Origin of the sequence: Streptosporangium sp. NBC_01469, assembly GCF_036227305.1 — a bacterium.
GTDB lineage: Bacteria > Actinomycetota > Actinomycetes > Streptosporangiales > Streptosporangiaceae > Streptosporangium.
In genome coordinates, this window is sequence record NZ_CP109465.1 from 3,618,785 (window position 1) to 3,641,803 (window position 23,019).

General features: G+C 71.1%; 17 protein-coding genes. 14 read left to right on the forward strand and 3 right to left on the reverse strand.

From position 1 onward, the window contains the following. Positions 1–72 precede the first annotated feature (72 nt). From OG587_RS16365 to OG587_RS16420, 12 genes are all read left to right on the forward strand, one after another. Positions 73–1,272: an allantoate amidohydrolase gene (locus OG587_RS16365; protein ID WP_329093881.1), complete on the forward strand. Its 1,200-nt coding sequence runs from the start codon at positions 73–75 to the stop codon at positions 1,270–1,272. Continuing rightward, a complete protein-coding gene (locus OG587_RS16370; protein ID WP_329091184.1) occupies positions 1,260–2,621 on the forward strand; it encodes a formimidoylglutamate deiminase in 1,362 nt (453 codons plus the stop codon). Before OG587_RS16365 ends, OG587_RS16370 begins: the two co-directional genes overlap by 13 nt. Next, a complete protein-coding gene (gene hutI / locus OG587_RS16375; RefSeq protein ID WP_329091186.1) occupies positions 2,618–3,790 on the forward strand; it encodes an imidazolonepropionase in 1,173 nt (390 codons plus the stop codon). Before OG587_RS16370 ends, hutI begins: the two co-directional genes overlap by 4 nt. 211 nt (positions 3,791–4,001) lie before the next feature. Continuing rightward, positions 4,002–4,949 (forward strand): sigma-70 family RNA polymerase sigma factor, encoded by a 948-nt coding sequence (locus OG587_RS16380; RefSeq protein ID WP_329091188.1) that lies wholly within the window; start codon positions 4,002–4,004, stop codon positions 4,947–4,949. A gap of 577 nt (positions 4,950–5,526) precedes the next feature. Next, positions 5,527–6,549: a hypothetical protein gene (locus tag OG587_RS16385; protein ID WP_329091190.1), complete on the forward strand. Its 1,023-nt coding sequence runs from the start codon at positions 5,527–5,529 to the stop codon at positions 6,547–6,549. Between the two features lie 765 nt (positions 6,550–7,314). After that, positions 7,315–8,628 carry an ammonium transporter gene (locus OG587_RS16390; RefSeq protein WP_329091192.1) on the forward strand — a complete coding sequence of 438 codons (1,314 nt, stop codon included), beginning with the start codon at positions 7,315–7,317 and terminating at the stop codon, positions 8,626–8,628. Then, positions 8,625–8,963 carry a P-II family nitrogen regulator gene (locus OG587_RS16395; protein ID WP_329091194.1) on the forward strand — a complete coding sequence of 113 codons (339 nt, stop codon included), beginning with the start codon at positions 8,625–8,627 and terminating at the stop codon, positions 8,961–8,963. Before OG587_RS16390 ends, OG587_RS16395 begins: the two co-directional genes overlap by 4 nt. 3 nt (positions 8,964–8,966) lie before the next feature. After that, positions 8,967–11,243: a [protein-PII] uridylyltransferase gene (locus tag OG587_RS16400; RefSeq protein WP_329091195.1), complete on the forward strand. Its 2,277-nt coding sequence runs from the start codon at positions 8,967–8,969 to the stop codon at positions 11,241–11,243. A 204-nt stretch (positions 11,244–11,447) separates the two neighbouring features. After that, a complete protein-coding gene (locus tag OG587_RS16405; RefSeq protein WP_329091197.1) occupies positions 11,448–14,354 on the forward strand; it encodes a sensor histidine kinase in 2,907 nt (968 codons plus the stop codon). Continuing rightward, entirely contained in the window at positions 14,351–14,773 is a 423-nt protein-coding gene (locus OG587_RS16410; RefSeq protein WP_386261768.1) for a roadblock/LC7 domain-containing protein, read from the forward strand. The genes OG587_RS16405 and OG587_RS16410 overlap by 4 nt, the downstream gene beginning before the upstream one ends. A 39-nt stretch (positions 14,774–14,812) precedes the next feature. Next, positions 14,813–15,175, forward strand: coding sequence for a DUF742 domain-containing protein (locus OG587_RS16415; RefSeq protein WP_329091199.1), 363 nt, complete (start codon positions 14,813–14,815; stop codon positions 15,173–15,175). Further along, a complete protein-coding gene (locus OG587_RS16420) occupies positions 15,156–15,743 on the forward strand; it encodes a GTP-binding protein (RefSeq protein WP_329091201.1) in 588 nt (195 codons plus the stop codon). The genes OG587_RS16415 and OG587_RS16420 overlap by 20 nt, the downstream gene beginning before the upstream one ends. 141 nt (positions 15,744–15,884) lie before the next feature. Here the strand turns inward: OG587_RS16420 and OG587_RS16425 are convergent, their stop codons facing one another. Beyond that, on the reverse strand, positions 15,885–16,907 hold the full coding sequence (locus tag OG587_RS16425; protein ID WP_329091203.1) for an ABC transporter substrate-binding protein: 1,023 nt from the start codon (positions 16,905–16,907) through the stop codon (positions 15,885–15,887). A 379-nt stretch (positions 16,908–17,286) separates the two neighbouring features. Between OG587_RS16425 and OG587_RS16430 the strand changes: the two genes are divergently transcribed. Both OG587_RS16430 and OG587_RS16435 read left to right on the forward strand, forming a co-directional pair. Then, positions 17,287–20,142 carry a sensor histidine kinase gene (locus OG587_RS16430; protein ID WP_329091206.1) on the forward strand — a complete coding sequence of 952 codons (2,856 nt, stop codon included), beginning with the start codon at positions 17,287–17,289 and terminating at the stop codon, positions 20,140–20,142. Between the two features lies 1 nt (position 20,143). Beyond that, complete coding sequence (locus tag OG587_RS16435) at positions 20,144–20,731, forward strand: DUF742 domain-containing protein (RefSeq protein ID WP_329091208.1); 588 nt, start codon at positions 20,144–20,146, stop codon at positions 20,729–20,731. 13 nt (positions 20,732–20,744) lie between these two features. Here OG587_RS16435 and OG587_RS16440 read toward each other — a convergent pair whose 3' ends face one another. Together OG587_RS16440 and OG587_RS16445 are read right to left on the reverse strand one after the other, a co-directional pair. Beyond that, on the reverse strand, positions 20,745–21,764 hold the full coding sequence (locus OG587_RS16440; protein WP_329091210.1) for an SIS domain-containing protein: 1,020 nt from the start codon (positions 21,762–21,764) through the stop codon (positions 20,745–20,747). A gap of 100 nt (positions 21,765–21,864) precedes the next feature. Next, entirely contained in the window at positions 21,865–22,857 is a 993-nt protein-coding gene (locus OG587_RS16445; protein WP_329091212.1) for a hypothetical protein, read from the reverse strand. Positions 22,858–23,019: the final 162 nt, after the last annotated feature.

Sequence of the window (23,019 nt, forward strand, 5' to 3'; positions counted from 1 at the left end):
GCGGCGGGCCGAGGGGGTGCCGGGCTCGCCAATGAATGGGCTCATTCACATAATGGGAGGGTGTTCGACGAGATGTGGGGTGCCATAGAGCACCTCGGACGTGACGGCCGGACCCGAGGCTACCTGCGAGACGCATGGTCGCCCGCGGATCTGGAACTCCGGCGGTGGTTCGGGCAGGAGGCCGCCCGGCGCGGCCTCGACCTGAGGGAGGACCGCAACGGCAACCTGTGGGCCTGGTGGGGTGACCCCTCGGCCCGGCCCGGCGTGGTCACCGGCAGCCATCTCGACTCGGTGCGGCAGGGCGGCGCCTTCGACGGCCCCCTCGGAGTCGTGTCGGCCTTCGCCGCCCTCGACCTGCTGCGGGCCGCGGACTTCCGGCCCGCGCGCCCCCTCGGAATCGCCTGCTTCACCGACGAGGAGGGCGCCAGGTTCGGCGTCCCGTGCGTCGGCTCCCGCCTGCTGACCGGGATCCTCGACCCGGACAGGGCCCGCGCCCTGAAGGACGACGAGGGCGACTCGCTGGCCGAGGTGCTGCGCGGGGCGGGGCGCGACCCCGGCGGCCTGGGCCGGGACGAGGAGACCCTGCGGCACATCGGCGTCTTCGTCGAACTCCACGTCGAGCAGGGACAGGACCTGGTCCACCGGGACGCCCGGGTCGGCGTCGCCTCGGCCATCTGGCCGCACGGCCGCTGGCGGTTCGACTTCCACGGCCAGGCCAACCACGCGGGCACCACCCGCCTGGCCGACCGCGACGACCCGATGCTGCCCTTCGCCCGTACCGTCCTGCACGCCCGCCAGGCCGCCGAGCGCGGCGGCGTGGTCGCGACCTTCGGCAGGACGCGCGTGTCGCCCAACAACGCCAACGCCGTCCCCGGCCTGGTCAGCGCCTGGCTGGACGCCAGGGGCGGCGACGAGGACGCGGTCAGGGCGCTGGTCGCCGAGCTGACCGAGTTCTCCGGCGCCGAGGTCACCGTCGAGTCGTGGACCCCGGTCGTCGACTTCGACGCGGTCCTGCGGGAGCGGGTCGCCGCCGCCGCCGGGGGCGCGGTCGCCGCCGGGAGTGCGGCCGGGGGCGGGAGCGCGCCCGTCCTGCCGACCGGCGCCGGACACGACGCGGGCATCCTCGCGTCCGCGGGTGTGCCCAGTGCGATGGTGTTCGTCCGCAATCCGACGGGCATCTCTCACTCTCCGGAGGAACACGCGGACAGGGCCGACTGCCACGCCGGGGTCGCCGCCCTCGCCGCCGTTATGGAGGACCTGTGCGGGAGCTGAGCTACTGGTGCGAGCTGGCCTGGCTGCCACCGGGCGAGGTCGTCGCGGGGGTACTCGTCAGGGTCAGGGACACCCTGATCGCCGAGATCGTCACCGGCGTGGCGGCCCCGCCGGGCGGAGCCGTCCGGCTGGCCGGGCTCACCCTCCCCGGGCTGGCCAACGCGCACTCCCACGCCTTCCATCGCGCCCTGCGCGGGGTGACACAGCGGGAGAAGGGCAGCTTCTGGACCTGGCGCGAGCAGATGTACGGCGTGGCGGGCACCCTCGACCCCGACTCCTACCTCAGGCTCGCCAGGGCCACGTTCGCCGAGATGTCGCTGGCCGGGATCACCTGCGTGGGGGAGTTCCACTACCTGCACCACGGGCCGGACGGCAGGCCGTACGACGACCCGAACGCCATGGGACACGCGCTCGTCCAGGCCGCGCGGGAGGCGGGGCTGCGCATCGCGCTGCTGGACGCCTGCTACCTGACCGGCGGTGTCGGCACCCCGCTGAGCGGCGTGCAGCGACGGTTCGGCGACAGGGACGCCGACGGGTGGGCCGCGCGGGCGGAGATGCTCGTGGCCGGCTACCAGGGCGAGCCGGATGTGGAGATCGGCGTGGCCGTGCACTCGGTCCGCGCGGTCAGGGCGGAGCACATCCCCGTGGTCGCCGAGTTCTCCCGGCACCACGCGGTCCCGCTGCACGCCCACGTCTCCGAGCAGCGCGCGGAGAACGCCGCCTGCGTGGAGGCCTACGCCGCGACCCCGGTCCAGCTGCTGGACGCGCACGGCGCGCTCGGCCCCCGCTCGACCGCCGTACACGCCACCCACCTGTCGGACGTGGACGTCGCGCTGCTCGGTGCCTCCGGCACGCGCGTGTGCATGTGCCCGACGACCGAGCGCGACCTCGCCGACGGCATCGGACCGGCCAGGAGACTGTTCGAGGCGGGCACGCCCATCACGCTCGGCTCAGACAGTCACGCGGTCATCGACCTGTTCGAGGAGGCCCGCGCGGTCGAGCTGGACGAGCGGCTGGCCACCGAGCGGCGCGGCCACTGGTCGGCCGCCGAACTCCTGAACGCCGCCACGGTCGCGGGGCACGACTCGCTCGGCTTCGCCGACGCGGGCATGCTCGTCCCCGGTGCGTGGGCGGACCTGGTGTCGGTGCGCCTCGACTCGGTCCGTACGGCCGGAGCCTCCCCGGCGCACCTGGCCGAGACCGTGCTCTTCGCCGCCACGGCCGCCGACGTGCACTCCGTGGTGTCGGGCGGGCGCCACGTGGTCGTCGACGGCAGGCACGCCCTCGGCGACGTGGGCACCATGCTCGGCGAGGCGGTCGCCGAGGCGCGAGAGGAGAGGTCGGTATGACGAGCGAGGACCGGCCGGCGACGAGCACCCTTTTCGACCGCATCGGCCTGCTTTACACGGGCGACCCGGCCCGGGAGGAGATCGAGAACGCGGCGCTGGTGGTCGAGGGCGGAGAGGTGGTGTGGGTGGGACCCGCCGGCGCGGCTCCGCACGCCGACGAACGGGTGGACGTGGACGGGCGATGCGTCATCCCCGGCTTCGTCGACAGCCACGCCCACCTCGTCTTCGCGGGCGACCGCACGGCCGAGTTCGCCGCCCGCATGGCGGGCCGCCCGTACACGGCGGGAGGCATCCGCACGACGGTGTCGGCCACCCGCGCCGCCTCCGACGCCGAGCTCGTGACGCGCACCGCCGGCCTGGTCGCCGAGATGCTCGCCCAGGGGACGACCACGGTCGAGATCAAGAGCGGCTACGGCCTCACGGTCGAGGACGAGCGCCGGTCACTGGAGATCGCGCGGGGGTTCACCCGGGAGACCACCTACCTGGGCGCGCACGTCGTACCCCCTGACGCCTCCTCGGCCGACGAGTACGTCCGCACCGTCACCGGGGAGATGCTGGAGGCCTGCGCGCCGCACGCCCGGTGGGTCGACGTGTTCTGCGAGCGCGGAGCCTTCGACGCCGACCAGAGCAGGGAGATCCTCCTCGCCGGGATGAAGGCGGGGCTGCTGCCGCGGATCCACGCCAACCAGCTGGGCGAGGGGCCCGGGGTGCGGATCGCCGCCGAGGTGGGCGCGGCCTCCGCCGACCACTGCACCCACCTGACCGACGACGACGTCTCGGCGCTGTCGTCGTCGGGGGTGGTGGCCACCCTGCTGCCGGGCGCGGAGTTCTCCACCCGCTCGCCCTACCCGGACGCCCGCCGCCTGCTGGACGCCGGGGTGACGGTCGCGCTGGCCACCGACTGCAACCCGGGCTCCTCCTTCACCTCCTCCATGCCGTTCTGCGTGGCGCTGGCGGTCCGTGAGATGCGGATGACGCCGCTGGAGGCGATCAGGGCCGCCACGTACGGCGGTGCCAAGGCGCTGCGTCGCGGGGACGTCGGCACGCTGCGGGTGGGCAGCAGCGGGGATCTGGTGATTCTCGACACACCCACGTACGTCCATCTCGCCTACCGGCCGGGGGTGCCGCTGGTGACACAGGTGTGGAAGGAGGGACGCCGCCTGGTTTGAGCCCCTTTGCAGGGGTTAGTTGTGGGCCGTGTCGTGGCGCAGGGAAACATCCTCCTTGAGGAGGAAATCCAAAACCATTCTCCAGGCGTACTTCTTGAGGGAATCTTTGCCCTGATCCATCCGTTGAAAAGACAAGCGATGTGTCTGCGCGCACGGGGCGTTGAGCGAGCGGGTGGACACGTCATAAGCAGGCGGAGCGAGGTGCCATCGGATGGCAAGGCCGACGGGGAATCGGACGCAGGATCAGCACGTCTCTGATCGAGACCTGCTGGGGACCTACCTGGCAGAGATCGGACGGGTGCCCCTGCTCACCGCGGAGGAAGAGGTCGAGCTCGCCAAGCGGATCGAGGCGGGTCTTTTCGCGGAGCAGTTGCTGGACGGTGGATTGGGCGGGTTGACGGAGCCGCGGATCGCGGACGCGGCCGACGAGGAGCTTGAACGACTGGCCGTTTCCGGACGGAGGGCCAAAGACGAATTCATCCAGGCCAATCTACGTCTTGTGGTGGCCGTCGCGCGCAAATATTCCGGGCGGGGAATGCCGCTGATCGATCTGGTCCAGGAGGGAAACCTGGGGCTGGTCCGCGCGGTCGAGAAGTTCGACTACCGACGCGGTTACAAGTTCTCGACATACGCCACGTGGTGGATCAGGCAGTCGGTGGGGCGCGCCATCCACGAGCAGGCCCGGCCGGTGCGCCTGCCCACCCACGCGGGCGAGCAGATGACCAGGCTGATGCGGGTCCGCCGCGACATGCTGGCCGAGTCCGACCAGGAGCCGACCGACGCCGATCTGGCGGCGGTGCTCGAACTCCCCATCGAGCGGGTCCGTGAGCTCCGCCGCTGGGCCTCCGACCCCGTCTCGCTGCAACTGGGCGTGGGCGACGAGGACGAGACCGAGCTCGGCGACATGATCGCCGACGACACGTGGGCCGATCCCGAGCAGCAGGCGATGGACATCCTGGAGCGCGAGCGTCTGGAGGAGTGGCTGACCGGGCTTGAGGGGCAGACCCGCGAGATGCTCCGCTGGCGCTACGGCCTGATGGACGGCCGCGAGCACACGCTGACCGAGGTCGGCGAGCGCTACGGCATCGGCCGCGACCGCGCCCGCCGGATCGAGCGTGACGCTCTGGCCCGGCTGCGGAAGATGGCCACGGCCGCCTGACCCTGATCCGGCACGGTCTCGTTTGGACCGTGCCGGATCGTCTTGGTTGTGCTTTCGCGCGGGTTTTGTCACTGCGGCGGTTCCATGGCCTGTTCACGCGGTGGTGGGTTTCATCACTTGTGCAGGCTCCGTGACCGTTCGCGTTGCGGTGGGTTCTGTGACCGTTCGCGCTGCGGTGGGTTTCGTCGCCGTTCACGCTGCGGTGGGCGGGTATTCCGGACGGCCGTCTCAGTCGCCGTCTTGTGGTTCAGGCCTCCGGCCTGCGCGGGCGTGATGGTTGCGGGCTCTTTTTAAGCCGTCCGGAACACCCGCCCACCTCCGCTGCACGAGTTCTCGCCGTACGGCGTGCGACCGTAGTGGCTTTCTCTCCGGCCGCCCGGTGTCCTGTGTGCGGCTGAAGCGATCCGTACGGGACCGTCCGGCGCGGGGCGCCGTAGCTGAAGCGTCACCCCGGAAAGGAGCGCAGGGCGGGGCACCGTACCGTGCCACGGTTGAGCCCCCCCGGCAGGACGGACACCCTCGCTCTACGGCTGTGCCCGTTAGTGTTGAACCTCACCTGGCAGGGGAGGATGAGGCCGTGAAGCGACGCCGGTTTCTCGCCGGGCTCACCGGTCTGACCGGGGCAGCCCTCCTCGCGGGGCCTCAGGAGGCGGCCAATGCCGCGACGATGGCTCAGCGTCTCGAGCGGTTCCTCACCACGGACACCGCCGGAACCCCGGCGGCCATGACCGAGTTGCGCGCGGCTCTGGACGTGGCGCGTACGACATTCGACGCCTGCCGGTACGGCGATCTGTCGATCATGCTTCCCAGGGTCGCGGCCACCGCTCAGGCCACCCTCGCCCAGGTGGAAGGACGGGAGCGGGAACAGGTGAACGCCTGTCTCGCGGAGGCCTACATGCTGACCAGTGAGCTCGCGGTCAAGCTCAATCAGGACGGCATGGCCTGGGTGGCGGCCGACCGTGCCCTGGCCACGGCCACCCTCTCGGGTGACCCGTTCGCGATCGCCGGGGCTTCCAGGGGTGTGGCGATCGCCATGCGGCGCCAGGGGCGTCATGAGGGTGCGGTCGGCATGCTCACGCGTACTGCTCTCGACCTGGGGGCGGATGGCGGGACTCCCGGGCCGCAGACGCTTCAGGTGTACGCCGCGTTGCTTTGTACCGCCGCCTACTCCTGCGCCCAGAACGGCCTGAGGGCCCAGTCGCTCGATCTGATCGGGGAGGCCGAGCAGGCGGCGGGCCGTCTTCCCGAGGCCATGTCGCGGGGGAGGCTTCCGACGCCCGCGAACGTCGCGGTGTATCGGGTCGGCATCCATACCGCCCTTGGTGAGCCGGGGGTCGCTCTCGATCACGCTCGTGGGGTGAACCACCGCCTGCTCACCACTCCTGAGCGCCATGCTCGCTGGTGTGTTGACACGGCTCGCGCCTGGGAGCAGTTCGGCCGCAGGGATCGGGCGGTGACCGCGTTGCTCGCCGCCGAGCGGACCGCTCCCCAGGAGATCCGCCGACCCTCGGTGTCCACGCTGATCTCGGGGATGCGGTACGGCACGGGCCCGGTCCCCTCGGAGCTTCACGCGCTGGCCATTCGTAATGGTGTGAACTGACCCGGTTGGCTGTTTTGTGGCTGGCGTTTCTGGGAGTTCCGCGACGTACGGTCGCATTGTGCGGTGAGAAGGACCGGCACGGTGGAGCTCTGGTTTTTTACGGTGCTCGCCGTGCGCTCCTTTCGAAAGTAACGCTTCAGTTACGGCGGCCCGCTCTGAACGGTCTCGTACGGATTGCTTCAGCCGCATAGCGTTCACAGGGCGGTCGGAGAGTGAGCGGCTACGGTCGCAACGCCGTGCGGCGGGGGTGTGCGCAGCGGAGGTGGGCGGGTGTTCCGGACGGCTTAAAAAGAGCCCGTAACCACCGCGCCCGCGCAGGCCGGAGGCCTGAATCACGAGACGGCGACTGAGACGGCCGTCCGGAATGCCCGCCCACCGCAGCGTGAGCGGTGCCGAAGTCGATCAAGACCGCGCGGGGACGTGGCCAGGGGTTACGGCTCTACCTATTTGTCCGGATTGAGGGGGCATGGTGGGCGTGGCGACGGTCATGGGCAGGGTCGCCGACGTCTCTGCGAACCCCCAAGCGGGGTTCACCTGGGCTCTTTTAAGGTCACCTCTAAGTCATGGCACACCGCGTCCGAAACATGTCTGAAACACCATGTGGCCGAGATTCACAGATGTGAAACACGCAAGGTCGCACCTTGAAACGGTGGAAGAACACGCTGTGGCGCAACGTCAGTGCGCGGCCGGTCGATGGAGCCCAGGAAGCGATCACTGCGACTGTGAAACCGGCCACACGCCATTTGTAAGGGAGGGTCGCGTCGAATGAAGATCGATAGCGGCACCACTGCCTGGATGCTCACAGCCACCGCGTTGGTGCTGTTGATGACTCCTGGCCTTGCGTTCTTCTACGGGGGAATGACCAGGGCCAAGAGTGTCCTGAACATGATGATGATGTCGTTCGTCAGCATCATCACCGTCACCATCACATGGGTGCTTTACGGGCACTCGCTGACCTTCACCGACAACGGCAGCGAGCTCGTCAACAAGTTCATCGGCGGCTTCGACGCCCTTGGGCTGCAGAGCCTGGTCGACACCGCCACCAAGGACGATGGCACGGGCATGCCGAGCCTGGTGTTCTCGGCCTTCCAGCTCACTTTCGCGATCATCACCGTCGCGCTGATCAGTGGTGCCATCGCCGACCGCGCCAAGTTCGGCGCCTGGGTGCTGTTCACCATCGTCTGGGCGACCGTCGTCTACTTCCCCGTGGCCCACTGGGTCTGGGGCAACGGCTGGCTGTTCAACCTCGGCATCGAGGACTTCGCCGGTGGCACCGTGGTCCACATCAACGCGGGAGCCGCGGCCCTGGCACTGGCACTCGTGCTCGGCAAGCGCGCCGGCTGGCGCAAGGAGCCGATGCGGCCGCACAACCTGACCCTGGTCCTGCTCGGCGCCGGTCTCCTGTGGTTCGGCTGGTTCGGTTTCAACGCGGGCTCCGAGCTCGCGGTGGACGGCACCGCCGGCCTGGCGTTCATGAACACCCAGATCGCCACCGCCGCGGCGGCGGGCGCCTGGCTCGTGGTCGAGAAGATGCGTGACGGCCACGCCACCAGCCTCGGTGTCGCCTCCGGTGCCGTCGCCGGTCTGGTCGCCATCACCCCGGCCTGTGGTTTCGTGGACCCCTGGGCGGCCCTCGTGCTCGGCCTCATCGCCGGCGCGGTCTGCGCCTACGCGGTCGGCCTGAAGTACAAGTTCGGCTACGACGACTCCCTCGACGTGGTCGGCGTGCACCTGGTCGGCGGTGTGATCGGCGCGGTCTCCCTCGGCTTCATCGCCGCCTACCCGTTCCTGGAGCAGCAGAGCACCGGCCTCCTGTACGGCGGCGGCTTCAAGCAGCTGGGCCTGCAGATCCTCGGCCCGGTCGCGGTCGGCGCCTACTCCTTCATCATCACCTGGATCATCGCTAAGATCATCGACAAGACGATGGGCTTCCGGATCGGCGCCGAGGAAGAGATCACCGGCGTCGACATCACCTCCCACGCCGAGACCGGTTACGACCTCGGCACCATCCACTCCTCGGGTGTGGCCGCCGTCAACGGTCCGGCCCCCACCCCGGCGTCTAAGAAGGTGGACGCATGAGACTCATCACCGCGATCATCAAGCCGTTCAAGCTCGATGATGTGAAGGCGGCCCTGGAGCAGTTCGGGGTCAAGGGCATGACGGTCAGCGAGGCCAGCGGCTACGGCCGTCAGCGTGGTCACACCGAGGTCTACCGCGGTGCCGAGTACCAGGTCGACCTGGTGCCCAAGGTCCGCCTCGAAGTGCTCGCCGAGGAGGAGGACGCCGAGGACGTCATCGACGTCATCGTCAAGGCCTCGCAGACCGGCAAGATCGGTGACGGCAAGGTCTGGTCCGTTCCTGTGGACACGGTGGTCCGTGTCCGCACCGGGGAACGCGGACCTGAGGCGCTCTAACCGGTGAGAGGCGACACTCGCTCGTACGCCGCGGCCCGTAAGGAACGGGCCGCGGACATCGACCGCTGGCTGACGGACCTGGTCCGCACCGCTGCCGGTACGCCGTACGGGCCCAACGGGGGAACGACGAGAAACGACGAGCGCGGCGCCCTCAGCGGAGTCGCGCTCGTCGCGGTTGGGAGCCTCGGACGCTCCGAGCTCGCGCCGGGCAGTGACCTCGACCTGGTCCTGCTCCACGACGGGCGGGAGGACGTGGCGCGCATCGCCGACCGCATCTGGTACCCGATCTGGGACTCCGGAGTCGGCCTCGACCACTCGGTGCGGACGGTGGACGAGGCGGCCAAGGTCGCCAGGGAGGACCTCAAGGCGGTTCTCGGCCTGATCCAGGCACGGCACGTGGCGGGAGACCCGGAGTTGACGCGCTCGGCGCGCGAGATCGTGCTCGCCGAGTGGCGTGCCGACTCCCGGCGCCGCCTGGGCGAGTTGCGCGACGCCGCCGACAAGCGGGCGGAGGCCAGCGGCGAGCTGGCGTTCCTGCTCGAACCCGACCTCAAGGACTCCCGGGGCGGCATCCGCGACGTGCAGGCGATGCAGGCCGTGGCGGCGGCCTGGGTCGCCTCGGCCCCCGGCCCCCGGGTCCGCGAGGCCTACGAGCTGCTGCTCGACATCCGGCACGGCCTGCACCTGGTGACCGCCCGCGGTGCGGACAGGCTGGTGCTCCAGGAGCAGGACGCGGTCGCGGGGGTTCTCGGCCTGCTCGACGCCGAGGCGCTGATGCGCAGGCTCGCCGAGGCCGCCAGGACGATCGGGCACGCCTTCGACGCCACCTGGCGCACCGTCGACCGGCTGCTGACCGGTCCCACTCCCCGTGGCCGCCGCCCGCTCGCCGACGGCGTCGTCGAGCACGGCGGAGAGGTCGTGCTCGCCCGCGGGGTCAACCCGCGCAAGGACCCGGTCCTGGTGCTGCGCGCCGCCGCCGCCGCGGCCGAGGCGGGGCTGCCGCTGGCGCCCGCCACGGTCACCACGCTGGCCGCCCAGTCGCCGCCGCTGCCCGTGCCCTGGCCGGACGAGGCGCGTGACGCGCTGGTGGCGCTGCTCGGCGCCGGTCGCGCGGCCGTGCCCGTCTGGGAGGAGCTCGACCAGGCGGGGGTGCTGGTCCGCCTGCTGCCCGACTGGGAGCGGGTGCGGCACCGCCCGCAGCGCAACCCGGTGCACCGTTACACCGTCGACCGGCACCTGATCGAGGCCGCCGCGGGGGCCGCCTCGTTCACCCGCGAGGTCTCCCGGCCCGACCTGCTGCTCATCTCCGCGCTCCTGCACGACATCGGCAAGGGATACCCCGGCGACCACTCCACCACCGGCGCCGTCGTCGCCCGCGACATCGGCACCCGGATGGGCCTGCCCCCGGCCGACGTCGACATCCTGGAGACCGTGGTCCGCCACCACCTGCTGCTGCCCGAGACGGCCACCCGCCGCGACCTGGACGACCCGGTGACGATCTCCCGGGTGGCCGAGGCCGTCGGCTCGCGTGAGGTCCTCGAACTGCTGGCGGCCCTCGCCGTGGCCGACGGTCACGCCACCGGGCCCGCCGCCTGGAACTCGTGGAAGGCCTCGCTCGTCGCCGACCTGGTGCGCCGGGTGCGCTCGGCGCTGTCGGGAACCCCGCTGCGCCCCGCGCCCTCGCTCTCGGTGGAGCAGGCGTCCCTGGCCCGTCACGGCGGCGGCGCCGTGCGCGTCAACGGGGGAGCGGTCACCGTGGTCGCGCCCGACCGCGCCGGTCTGCTCTGGCGCGCGGCCGGGGTGCTGGCCGCGCACCGGATGGTGGTGCGCGCCGCGTCGGCCGCCTCGGCGGGGGCGACCGCCGTCATCGAGTTCTCCGTCGTTCCCGAGTACGGCTCGCCGCCCGACCCCGCGACGCTGGAGGCCGACCTGAGACTGGTCCTGGCCGGTCGCCTCGACATCGAACAACGCCTGGCCAGGAGGACCAGGTCGCTGCGCCCGGCCCGGGTGCCGGTGGCGCCGCCGAGGGTGAATCTGGTGGACGACGCCTCCAACACCGCGACCGTCATCGAGGTGCGAGCCCATGATCGTCCGGGGCTTTTGTGGCGGATTGGTAGAGCATTTGGTGAATGTGGCCTTGACGTACGAGCCGCCCGTGTGGAGACTCTCGGCGCAGAGGCGGTGGACGTCTTCTACGTGGTCGACCGAGCCGGCCGCCCGCTGACCGACGAGGTCCAGCGGGCGCAGGTACGGGATCAGGTGCTGGCTGCCCTGCGGTAACCGTAAAAAATCGGTCTCTCGTCGCCTTCGTAACGATTAAAGTCGGTATGTCGGTTTTGCCGATTTTTTGCCATGACCTTGTGGTCTGATGTTGTCCACTTGTGTCGTGATTGAGGGGTAGCGAGAGCGGTGACTACGGCGACATCCGAAAGCGGAGGTGCTTCGGCACCCGACCGTGGCAAGCGGCCTGCCGCCCGGTTCGGTTTGAAGAACTGGCGCGTCCGTTCGCGCCTGACGGCCCTGATCCTGGTGCCGACGGCGGTGGGCGTCGTGCTCGCCGGCACGCGTGTGGTGGCCTCCGTCGACAGCGTGGCGGGATACCAGCGGACCGCCTCCGCGGCGGAGTACTCCGGCGGGCTCCGCGACCTGGCCCAGGCACTCGGGTTGGAACGTGACCGCGGCGCCTGGTCGTCGTTCCAGCCCTCGAACAAGGGCCTGAAGGACAGCTCCGACGCGCAGCGGAAGACCGTGGACGCGCTGGTCAAGAAGGTGCGGCTGGAAGTCCAGGCGATCGACGACTCCTACGGCGCCCGAGCCGTCGAGGCGGCCAAGAACGCGGACTACCAGCTGGAGGGCCTCCCCGAGCTGCGCCGCCTGGCGGGCGTCACCCGAGTGGAACGATACAGTTTCATGATCGCCCCGCTGCTCACGCTCCACGAGGAGCTCACGCTGGTCAGCGACGATCCGGGGATCATCGGCGACACCCGCGCGCTCAGCGCCCTGGCGTACGCCAAGGAGGAGGTCTCCAAGCAGCGCGCCCGGCTGCTGGCCGGTTACTACGCGCCCTCGCTCATCAACCCGCAGGAGGTCGAGAAGTTCATCGCCTCCCGCTCCCGCATGGACGAGTACGAGGCGGACTTCGGCGTCGAGACGAGCCCGGAGAACGCGCAGCTTCTCACCACCGCGCTGATCGACGAGAGGGTGCACCGGGCCGAGCTGACCAAGGCCAGGGTCATCGTGCTCGCCAGCGACCCCACGCGCACCGGGCGGCTGCTGTCCGACTTCGACGAGGTCAAGCAGTGGTTCTCGGACAACACCGCGGTCCTCGACCGGATGCGGAAGGTCGAGACGAAGGTCGCCGGTGACGTGGTCACCCGGGCCAGGGACCTGGAGGACGCCGAGCAGCGCAACGCGATCATCACCTCCGGGCTGATCCTGCTCCTGCTCCTGCTGGTGCTCGGCCTCACGGTCGTCATCGCCCGCTCGATGGTGACGCCGCTGCGCCGCCTACGCGCCGAGGCGCTGGAGGTCGCGAGCTTCAGGCTTCCCGAGATCGTGCGACGCCTCCGGGTCTCCGGCGACACCCGTACGCCCGAGATCGATCCCATCTCGGTCGACACCGCCGACGAGATCGGTGAGGTCGCCAAGGCCTTCGACGAGGTCCACCGGCAGGCCGTGCGCCTGGCCTCGGAGGAGTCCGAGCTCAGGTCCAACATCAGCGCGATGTTCGTCAACCTGTCGCGGCGCACGCAGACCCTGGTCGAGCGGCAGATCTCGCTGATCGACGGCCTGGAGAAGGGCGAGGAGGACGGCGGACGCCTGGCCGACCTGTTCAGGCTCGACCACCTGGCCACCCGCATGCGCCGCAACTCCGAGAACCTCCTGGTCCTCGCCGGTCACGAGCCGACCCGCAGGCGAAGCCAGCCGGCCAAGCTCGTCGACGTCGTCCGCGCCTCCCTGTCGGAGGTCGAGGACTACGAGCGGGTCCAGGTCAAGGTGCACCGCACGATCTCGGTCGCGGGCAGCACCGCCAACGACATCGTGCACCTGGTCGCCGAGCTGGTGGAGAACGCCCTCCAGTTCTCGCCCCGGGCCAGCCAGGTCGTGGTCTCCAGCAGCGTCATCGAGGGTGGTGGCGCGCTGCTCGCGGTCAGCGACCCGGGCATCGGCATGACCCACGAGGAACTGGTCGAGACGAACCGCCGGCTCGCCGACCCGCCCGTCGTCGACGTCTCGGTGTCGCGGCGGATGGGCCTGTTCGTGGTCGGCCGCCTCGCGCTGCGCCACGGCATCCGGGTCCAGCTGCGCCCGCAGGAGGGCGGCGGTCTCGTCGCCATGGTCCTGTTCCCGCCGGCGCTCGTCGTCCAGGCGGTGCAGCCGGTGCAGACGCCCTCCTGGGGGACCGAGCAGGTTCCCTCGCAGGCTCCCTCGCAGGACCTTTTCGCCGCCCCCGCCCGCCCGCCCGTCCAGCAGCCCTCGTACGGGCGGCCCGAGGCCGGGCCGGCGCACACCCACCCCTCGTTCGAGCAGGGTCGGGACCCGTTCGGGCGGGATCCGTTCGGGCAGCCGTCGTACGGGCAGAGCTCGTTCGGCCAGACGTCGTTCGGCCAGATGTCCGTGGACGCGCCCTCGTTCGGCTCCGCTCCGGCGCCCGGTGACCGCCCGGTCCCGGACTGGCCGGTTCCCGCCGGTCCCTCCGGCTCGCCCGGTGCTCCGGCGAGGGGCGGCCCGCCCCTGCCCAAGCGCCAGGTCAACGGCAACGGCGGCGCCCCCGCCTCCGAGTTCTCCCCCTGGAACCAGTCCTCGTACGAGGACACGACGGCGGGGGTGATGCCCGCGGTGGGCGTCTCCCCGCTCGAGGCCGAGGAGGAGGAGTACCTGCCCATCTTCGCCTCGATCGAGTCCGCCTGGTTCCGCCGCGCGGAGGGATCGGGCGAGTTCTCGGGACCGGTGGCGTCCCCCGGACCGGAGAGCGGGTTCCACGAGCCGGAGGCCGCGTGGGCGGAGGAGACGACACCCCCGACCGGCATGCCGGTCCGCGAGACACCGCCGAGGAGAGAGCAGGTGAGGGCGGTGGCGGCCGAGCAGCCCGCGCCGTCGGGCGACCCGGACAGCTGGAACACCCCCGCCGACGCCGGGTGGCGCGCCGCCCAGGCGGCGAGTGAACCCGCACTCGGCGGGGTGACCGCGGCCGGTCTGCCCAAGCGCACTCCCAAGGCGAACCTCGTACCCGGTACGGCCGCCGCCGTGCCGTCCAGCCCCATGCCGCCCCTGTCACCGGACAGGGTGCGCAACCGTCTGTCGAGCTTCCAGCAAGGCGTACGGCGGGGCCGCGCCGAAGTAGTCGAAACCACCACCGGAAACCCGGTGGACGAGGAGGAGGGCTCGTGACGATCCTGAGTCATGAGGCACGCAGGTTCGACTGGCTGATCACCGAGTTCGTCCGCGGCACGCCCGGTGTCGCGCACGCGGTGTGCGTCTCCGCCGACGGGCTGCGGATCGCCAGTTCCGAGGGGTTCCCGCCCGACAGGGCCGACCAGCTCGCCGCCGTCTCGGCGGGACTGCTCAGCCTGACGGTGGGCGCCTCCCGCGTGTTCGAGGGGGGTTCCGTCACCCAGACCGTGGTCGAGATGGAGCGTGGCCTGCTGCTGGTCATGGCGATCAGCGACGGCTCCGTGCTCGCCGTGCTGGCCTCCCCCGACTGCGACATGGGTCTGGTGGCGTACCAGATGACCCTGCTCGTCGACAGGGCGGGACAGGTGCTCACCCCGGCGCTCCGCGCCGAGCTGCAGTCTTCCCGGGGCCGGTGATGACCGCGCTCACACCCGGTCTCCTCACGGGAGAGGCTCGTGCTCGGGACTGACGGAACCGGGGACGACGAGCCCCTGTTCCGTCCGTACGCCGTGACCGGTGGCAGGTCGGAGCCCCGGTTCCACATGGCGATGGAGGCGCTGGTCTCCTCCTCCTTCATCATGGAGGAGGACCTGGCGCTGCTCACCCCCGAGCAGGATGCGATCATCAGGCTCTGCCGTTCGTACCGCTCGGTCGCCGAGATCTCGGCTCTGCTGAAGGTCCCGCTCGGAGTGGCCCGCGTGCTGGTGGCGGATATGGTCGACGAGGGCTTCGTCCGCATCCACCAGCCGCATCTCAACGAGGGACAACCGGACCTCAACATGCTCGAAAGGGTTCTCAGTGGACTTCGCAGGCTCTAGCCAGGGTGGCCTGACGTCAACGAAGATCGTTGTCGCGGGTGGGTTCGGCGTCGGCAAGACCACGTTCGTGGGGGCGGTGTCGGAGATCGTGCCGCTGACCACGGAGGCGGTGATGACCGACGCCAGCGCCGGGATCGACGACCTCGGGCTGACTCCCCACAAGACCACCACTACGGTCGCGATGGACTTCGGCCGCCTCTCGCTGGACCGTGACCTGATCCTGTACCTGTTCGGTACGCCGGGTCAGCACCGGTTCTGGTTCATGTGGGACGACCTGGTCCGCGGCGCGATCGGCGCGGTGGTCCTGATCGACACCCGGCGGCTGGCCGACGGCTTCCCGGCGATCGACTACTTCGAGGAGGCCAAGCTCCCCTTCGTGGTCGGCGTCAACGGCTGGAACGGGGAGTTCCCGCACCACGAGGAGGAGGTGCGCGAGGCCCTGACGCTGGCTCCGCACATTCCCGTCGTGCGGACCGACGCCCGCTCCCGCGACTCCGTCAAGAGCACGCTGATCACTCTGGTCGAGCACGTTCTGCGGGTCCGCACGGCCTACGGCACGTCGGTGTAGTTCCGGCGTTCTCTCCGGGGGCGGGCCCGCGTTTCACGGGACCGTCTCGGTGAGAACGCGACCGGGGGTTCCGGGCTCTCCGGGAGCGATCTTCGGGCGTCTCGGCCGGAAGAGGGGAACGCTCCGGTTCGTTTGGGGGGGTCAGCCCGGTATCCACTGCTTCCAGGTTATTTTGTTGGCGTCGATCCACTTCTGGGCCGCCCGAGCGGCGTCGAGGCCGTTGTCGGTCATGTCGTTCGCCACCGCGTTCTGCTGCTCGTTCGTCCAGGTGAAGTTCCTGACCAGCTCGTAGGCCCTGCCGCCGGTGTCGGCGAACCGCCTGCTCACGATCTTGTCGAGCAGGTAGGGCGGGTAGTCGCACCTGACCTTGGCGGGGTCGGCGTCGCAGCCGATCGCGTAGGGCGGAAGGCTGACCTTCGCCAGTTTGATCTGGGTGAAAAGCCACTGCGGCTCGTAGAAGTGCATCAGCAGCGGGGTCCGGTCGCGGGTCGCCCGCCTGGCGGCGTCGATCAGCGCCTTCTCGCCGCCCGCGTGGACGACCCGGTAGCCGAGGTCGAGGTTGCGGATCAGGGCCTCGTCGTTGGTGGCACGCGAGGGGTCTCCGTCGAGCAGCTGACCCAGATCGCCGGATTTTTTGGTTCTGAAGAGGCGGGCGTACTTGTTGAGCTGCCGCCAGTCGGTGATCCCGGGATACTCGTCCACCATCCACTGGGGGACGTACCAGCCGATGACGCCCCTGGGGCCGCTTCTTCCGGCGGAGACCGCGACCTTTTTCTCCTCGATGTAGGTCTGCTTCAGCGCCTCCCGTCCCCAGTTCTCCACGATCACGTCCACCGTGCCCTTTTCGAGGCCCTCCCAGGACTGGAGCGGGTCGAGGCTCACCGTCTGTACCCGGTAGCCGAGCTCCTGGGTCAGCAGGCGGCCGATGACCGCGGCACCGGCCTCGTAGCCCGCCCATCCGTTGACGGCGATCCTCACGGTCCCGCCGCCGGAGGCCGGGGACGCCGGCGCGGTCGCCTCCCGCGCGTCCTGGCCGGTGCACGCGGCGAGCGAGAGGAGCAGCGCGGTGGCCGCGCCGAGCGCCGGGAGGCGGGAAAGGGGCCGGGGAAGGGAGGGCGGGCGGGAAGCGCGAACCTGGTTCGCGGCGTCGCCGGGTGTGGCCACGGTCTCCTCCAGGGCCCGCCGCCCGGATTCGGTGGACCGGGGGCGTGGTGAGGATTACGGATGTAGGGAGTCAAGATAGGGGGTAAATATCGTGGATCACAATGTTGCGGTCTTCCGAAAGCCGACGGGCTCCCCTCGCGACCCCGGGTTGGAACGGTGCAAACGGCCATACGGGGCGGGAAATACCTAATGAGAGTATTCGGACGACCGAAACCGGGGTTCCAGCCATAGCTGGAGCACCGGATCCAGTCCCTACTTCACCACGAATACCCATTTATAGAGCTGTGTTCGCTTGGCCCCACCGGTTGATATGTGCTCGAATTGCCGGGAACCACGGGAAATTCGGCCAGGGGTTCATCCACCGAGAGGGCAGCGTTCGGTGAGTACACACGAGATCCAAGGCGCGGGCGGTCGTCTGCGCCTGCGGAACTGGCGGGTGCGCCGTCGCCTGGTCGCGCTCATTCTGGTGCCCACGATCGCCGCGGCGCTGCTCGGCGGTGTCCAGGTGTTCGCCTCGATGCGCGCCGCGGGCGACTACCAGCGGGTAAACGACCTCGCCCGGCTCTCCGCCCGCATCGGCACGCTCACCCACGAGCTGGCCGAGGAGCGCGACCACACCGCCTGGTTCATCGTCCGCGGCCGCCCGCAGGACGGCGTGGAGAACCTACGGGCCCAGATGGACCTGGTCGACAGCTCCGTGGCGCGCGTCCGCGAGAGCGGTTCCCTGCTCGGCGCGGAGGTGACCGGCCGTACCAGGGACGAGGTCGAGACCGCGATCACCCGTCTGGACGACCTCCTCCCGCTGCGCGAGCAGGCCCTGAAGTCGACGCTGCTGCCCGACGCGGCCATCGCCGCCTACTCCCTGGTCATCGCCGACCTGCTCTCCCTGCACGACGAGCTCGGCAAGGGCAGCGCCGACGACGTCCTGTTCGGCCAGGCGCTCACCCTGGACGCGCTCGCCCGCGCCAAGGAGGCCATCTCCTTCCAGCGGGCACTGCTGACGGTTGTGCTCGTGGCGGGACGGTTCGAGCAGGGGCAGATGGAGCAGTTCCTCGGCGCGCTCTCCACCGAGCGCAACGAGCGCAGGACCTTCGCCGCCGAGGCCGGCAGCCGGGACCGCCGTCTCTTCGACGAGACCGTCAACGGCCGTACCGCCGAACGCGCCGAGCTCATCCGCGAGCTGGTCCTGCTCCGCGCGGCCTCCGGCATCCCGCTGAAGGGCCTGGACCTGGAGCGGAAGGACGACGCCAAGGAGTGGTACGACGCAGCCACCGTCATCATCGGCAACATGCGCGAGGCCGAGGAGCGGCACGCCCAGGACATCGTCGCGCGCAGCCAGCGGCTCGGCGACGACGAGAAGAACCAAGCCCTGCTGGTCACGGTGGCCGTCGTCGCCCTGCTGGCGCTCGTGCTGGTGATCACCATCGGGGTGGTGCGCTCGCTGGTCAGGCCGCTGCGGCGGCTGCGCAGGGAGGCGCTGGAGGTGGCGGGGGAGCGGCTGCCCGCATACGTCCAGCGGGTCCGCGAGTCGCACGGAGGGGAGATCGTCGCCGACGTGCCACCGATCGGGGTGCTGTCGCGCGACGAGATCGGCGAGGTGGCCAGGGCGTTCGACGAGGTCCACCGGGAGGCCGTGCGGCTGGCAGGCGACGAGGCCAGGCTGCGCAACACCGTGAACGCGATGTTCGTCAACCTCTCCCGGCGGAGCCAGACCCTGGTGGAACGCCAGCTCAGCCTGGTCGAGCGGCTGGAGCGCGGCGAGCGTGACGACCAGCGGCTGGCGGACCTGTTCAAGCTCGACCACCTCGCCACCCGCATGCGCCGCAACAGCGAGAACCTGCTCGTCCTCGCCGGGCAGGAGGTGGCACGGCGCTGGAGGGAGCCGGTCGAGCTGATGGACGTGGTCAGGGCCTCGCTGTCGGAGGTGGAGAACTACGAGCGGGTGACGAACCGGGTCCAGTCGGAGGTGGCCGTCGCGGGCCCCGCGGTGAGCGACGTGGTCCACCTCCTCGCCGAGCTGGTCGAGAACGCCGTCTCGTTCTCACAGCCGGACACCAGGGTCACGGTGTCCAGCAGCCGCATCGACGGCGGCGGCGTGATGGTCTCGGTGACCGACAGGGGCATCGGCATGACGCTCGACGAGCTCTCGGAGGCCAACTGGCGCCTGGCCAACCCGCAGGCCGCCGACGCCTCAATCGCCCGCCACATGGGCCTGTTCGTCGTCAGCCGCCTCGCGCTCAAGCACGGTATCCGCGTCCAGCTCCGCCCCCAGGACTCCGGCCTGGCCGCGATGATCCTGCTCCCTGAGGCGCTCCTCGTCCTGCCGCCCATCGGGATCCAGCAGACCGGCTACCCGGGGTCCGCCGCGGCCTTCCCCGGCATGCCGCCGGGCGCGGCCGGTCTTCCCGCCGGTGTGGTCGGCTTCCCCGGGGCCGGTGCCCCGTTCCCCGGTGACACGGGTGGTTCACCCGGTTCGCCGTTCCCCCACGTTCCCGGCGACGCGTCCGGTTCGCCGTTCCCCCAGGCTCCGGGGGCCGCGGGCCCGCCCCCGAGGGTTCCCCTGCTCGCGGCGCCCACGACCACGGAATTTCCCGCCGAGCGGGTGCCGTCGCCGCCCTCGCGGAGCGTGTGGAGCCCGCCCGCGGAGCGGCTCCGCCCGCCGGGGGAACGAGGGGAGTTCCCGCAGCCGCCCCCCGGCCCGTTCGACCGCCTCCCGGGACCGCTCGACTCCCCGTCCGGTTCCTTCGCCGGCCAGGGCCCGGCGGAGCGGGAGGACGACTTTCTGCCGATCTTCGCCGCGGTCGAGTCCGGCTGGTTCCGGATCTCCGAGATCTCCCGGGACTCCGGTGCGCGGGCGGCCCACCCCGAGGAGGGCGCCGCCTCCGGCGACTCCGCTTCCGGTGACTCCGCCTCTGGTGAATCCGCCTCCGGCGATCCCGCGCCCGGGGAGTCCCCGGCCGAGCCCGAGCCGTGGACCTCGCCCGGTGACAGCGGCTGGCAGGCCGCCCAGGCGGCGAGCGCCCCCGCGCACGGCGGTACGACCGAGGCCGGCCTGCCCAGGCGCACTCCCCGGGCCAACCTGGTCCCCGGCTCGGTCGCGCCGCTCGCCCGGCCCGAGCCGTCCCCGGCGCCAGGCACGCCGCCCCTCTCGCCCGAGCGGGTGCGCAGCCGCCTGTCGAGCTTCCAGGAGGGCGTGCGCAGGGCACGCAACGAGCTCCCGAACCGGGAGGGGTAGCGTGCGGGCCGACAACCGGGACCGGGGGCAGGGGCTTCACGACGGCCGCGCCTTCCCGTGGGACGAGCGGTGGGAGGACACGCCCCGGTACGGCTTCCCGGCCGAGCCGTCGGGGGAGACGCCCGAGGTCGCGTCGTCCGTTCCCCCCACCGGCGCCGAACCGCCGCGATACGGCTCACCCGGGGAGACGCCCGGGTCCGGAGCCCGGCGGGACGGGCGTTTCGGGTACGAGCCCGAGCACGACGAGCCGGCCGACGAGGAGAGCTCGCTGGTCCGGATGTACGCCGTGACCGGGGGGCGGGTCGTCCCGAGTTCCAGGCTCGCCATGGAGGCGCTGGTCTCGACCACGACCACGGCCCCGCTCGGCCTGTCCTACGTCCGGGAATATCGCTTCATCAGCGATCTGTGCCGCAGTATCCGCTCGATCGCGGAGATATCCGCTCTCCTGAGTGTCCCTCTCGGCGTCACCCGCGTCCTGGTCTCCGACATGGAGTCCGAGGGCCTGGTGCGGATCCACCACCCCAGGGTCACCGCGGCGGGCCCCGGGCCCGACCTCCTCGAACGCGTCCTCAACCACCTCAGGGGCTAGTGCTCCGGGAGCCTCAGGCGAGCCACCAGCGGGCGGCGACGAGCTCGGCCACCAGGGTCTCGGTCAGGAGCGCCACGTCGGGGTCGTCGTCGTGGAGGTAGCGGACGGAGGCCCTGGCGCCGGGAAGGTCGCCGCCGACGGTCAGGACGGTGGAGCCACGCTGCCGGATCCAGTCCATGGCCTGCTCGTCGTAGCGGGAGCCGGGGAAGAGGATGGCCCGGTAGTCGAGGGTCTTGGTGAGGTAGACGTCCACATGGGCCCAGTCACCGGTCTCGCACGCGTCGGCCGCCCTGCGGGGGCCCTCCCGGAACATCAGGGCCGACTGCTCGGCCGAGGACAGGTGTTCGGCGGGAGCGATCGTGTAGACGCCGTGCGGGCCGTCGAGCAGCGCCGCCGCCGGTTCCAGCCACTCGCCACGGCGGTCGAGCAGGTCGGCGGTGGCCTCGGCCGTACGGCGGAGCAGCTCGGGCACGTCCCGGCCGAAACCACCGGGCTCGCCCCCCACCGGGCCCGATGTCGCCCCGGCCAGGGCGGGCACCTCCCGGCCGGGGGTGGTGAGACGGTCGCCGAGTGCCAGGAGCAGGGCGAGGGTGTGCTGGAAGGTCCGGCAGGAGACGCCGCCGCGCTCCTCGCCCGCCACCATCGGGACCACCAGGTCGGCGCCCTCGGTGACGGCCGAGTCCGGGTTGTTGGTCAGCGCGAGGACGAAGGACCGGCCTCGGTGGCGGGCGACCGCGTCCAGGGTCTCCCGGCTGCCGCCGGTGGCGGAGATGGCGACCACCAGGGTCTCCGGTCCCGGCGGGTACGACAGGGCGGCGGAGGCGTACTCGGCCACGGCGTCCACCCCCGCGGCCCGCAGGCGCAGCGCGGCCACCCGGGCGGCGTACCGGGAGCTGCCCATGCCGAGGAGGAGCACCCGCCGGATCCCCGAGGGGATCCCCGCGAAGGGGTCGCCCGTCTCCAGGGCACCGGCCAGGGCGGCCAGCGCGGAGGGCTTGGCCTCCAGGTCGGCGAGGTACAGCTCGGGGATCACGGGGTCTCCTTCGTCGGGTTCAGCGAGTTCGGCGAGTTAAGCGGGTTCGTCGGCTTTACCGGGTTCCTCGGGTTCCTCGGGTTCCTCGGAGTCAGCGGGTTCACCGGTATCGGGACCGCAGCACGCCCATCGGGGCGTAGCGCCAGCGGGGGAGGTGCCTGGCCGCGTAGACGAGCTCGCGGCACTCCTGCTCGATCTCGAACGGGCGCAGCAGGGAACGGTCCAGGAGTGCGGCGTGGCCCAGCTCGTCCAGCCGACCGAGGTAGGCCGACTCCAGGGTCGCGCGGGCCGTGGCGGCCCATCCGGCGATCACCTCGGGGTCGGCGTCGCGGCGCCTGATCGCGACCTGGCCGACGTGTTCGAGGCTCGTGGTGAGCTGGGCGAGGTCGCGGGCCGCGGGCTGGAAGGGGTCGGCGCCCGCGACAGTCGGGTTGCCGTCGAAGTCGATCACCGCGTAGCCGTCCCGCCAGCGCAGGATCTGGCCGACGTGCAGGTCCCCGTGGATGCGGATCAGCGGGGTGGCCGCCGCGGAGGCCAGGGGCGCCAGCTCGGCGCGGAGCACGCCCGCGTGCTCCGCGAGCCAGTCGCCGTCCTCGCCGCCGGTCAGCGCCAGCGCCTCCTCCAGCGCCTCGCCCGCCCGGAGCGACCACGGGTTCTCCCCCTTCTCCTCCGCTCGTACGGCGCCCGCGTGTCTCACGGGGGCGGGGAAGGTCGCGGACGGGGTGGCCATCGCCGCGTGCAGGTCGGCGGAGAGGACGCCCAGGTCGGCGGCGAAGGAGGTGCCGCCGGAGACGGCCTCGTCCACGCACCACTCCCAGCCGTCCGCGGCCTCGGGCAGGTACGCGGTGACGAGGGCGAGCAGCAGCTCGGAGCCGTCGTCGGCGCGCCGGGAGACGGACGCGTACGGCGTGGCGGTCGCGGTGAAGCCGACGGACGCCAGGTGCGCGAACACGTCGGGCGCGGGCTGGGGGAGCGGCGCGGGAGGGGTGAGCCATTTCACGACGACCCTCTCGCCGACGACCACCGAGTAGTTGGTCTGGTCGACCTCGAAGCCCCGTTCGGCCCCTCGGACGGCCCTGTCGATCGATGACAATTGAGTGTCGATTGAGAAAAGAGCAGTGATCGCCGCGGGGAGCGAGTGGAATCGGCGAACTCCGAATGGGGCGGGAACGTCGCAGGTCAGCGCCTCAATGAGCTCACTGGTCCGCCCGTCGCCGGCCCGGGGAACCGTGTCGATCCGGTCCCAGATTGAAGC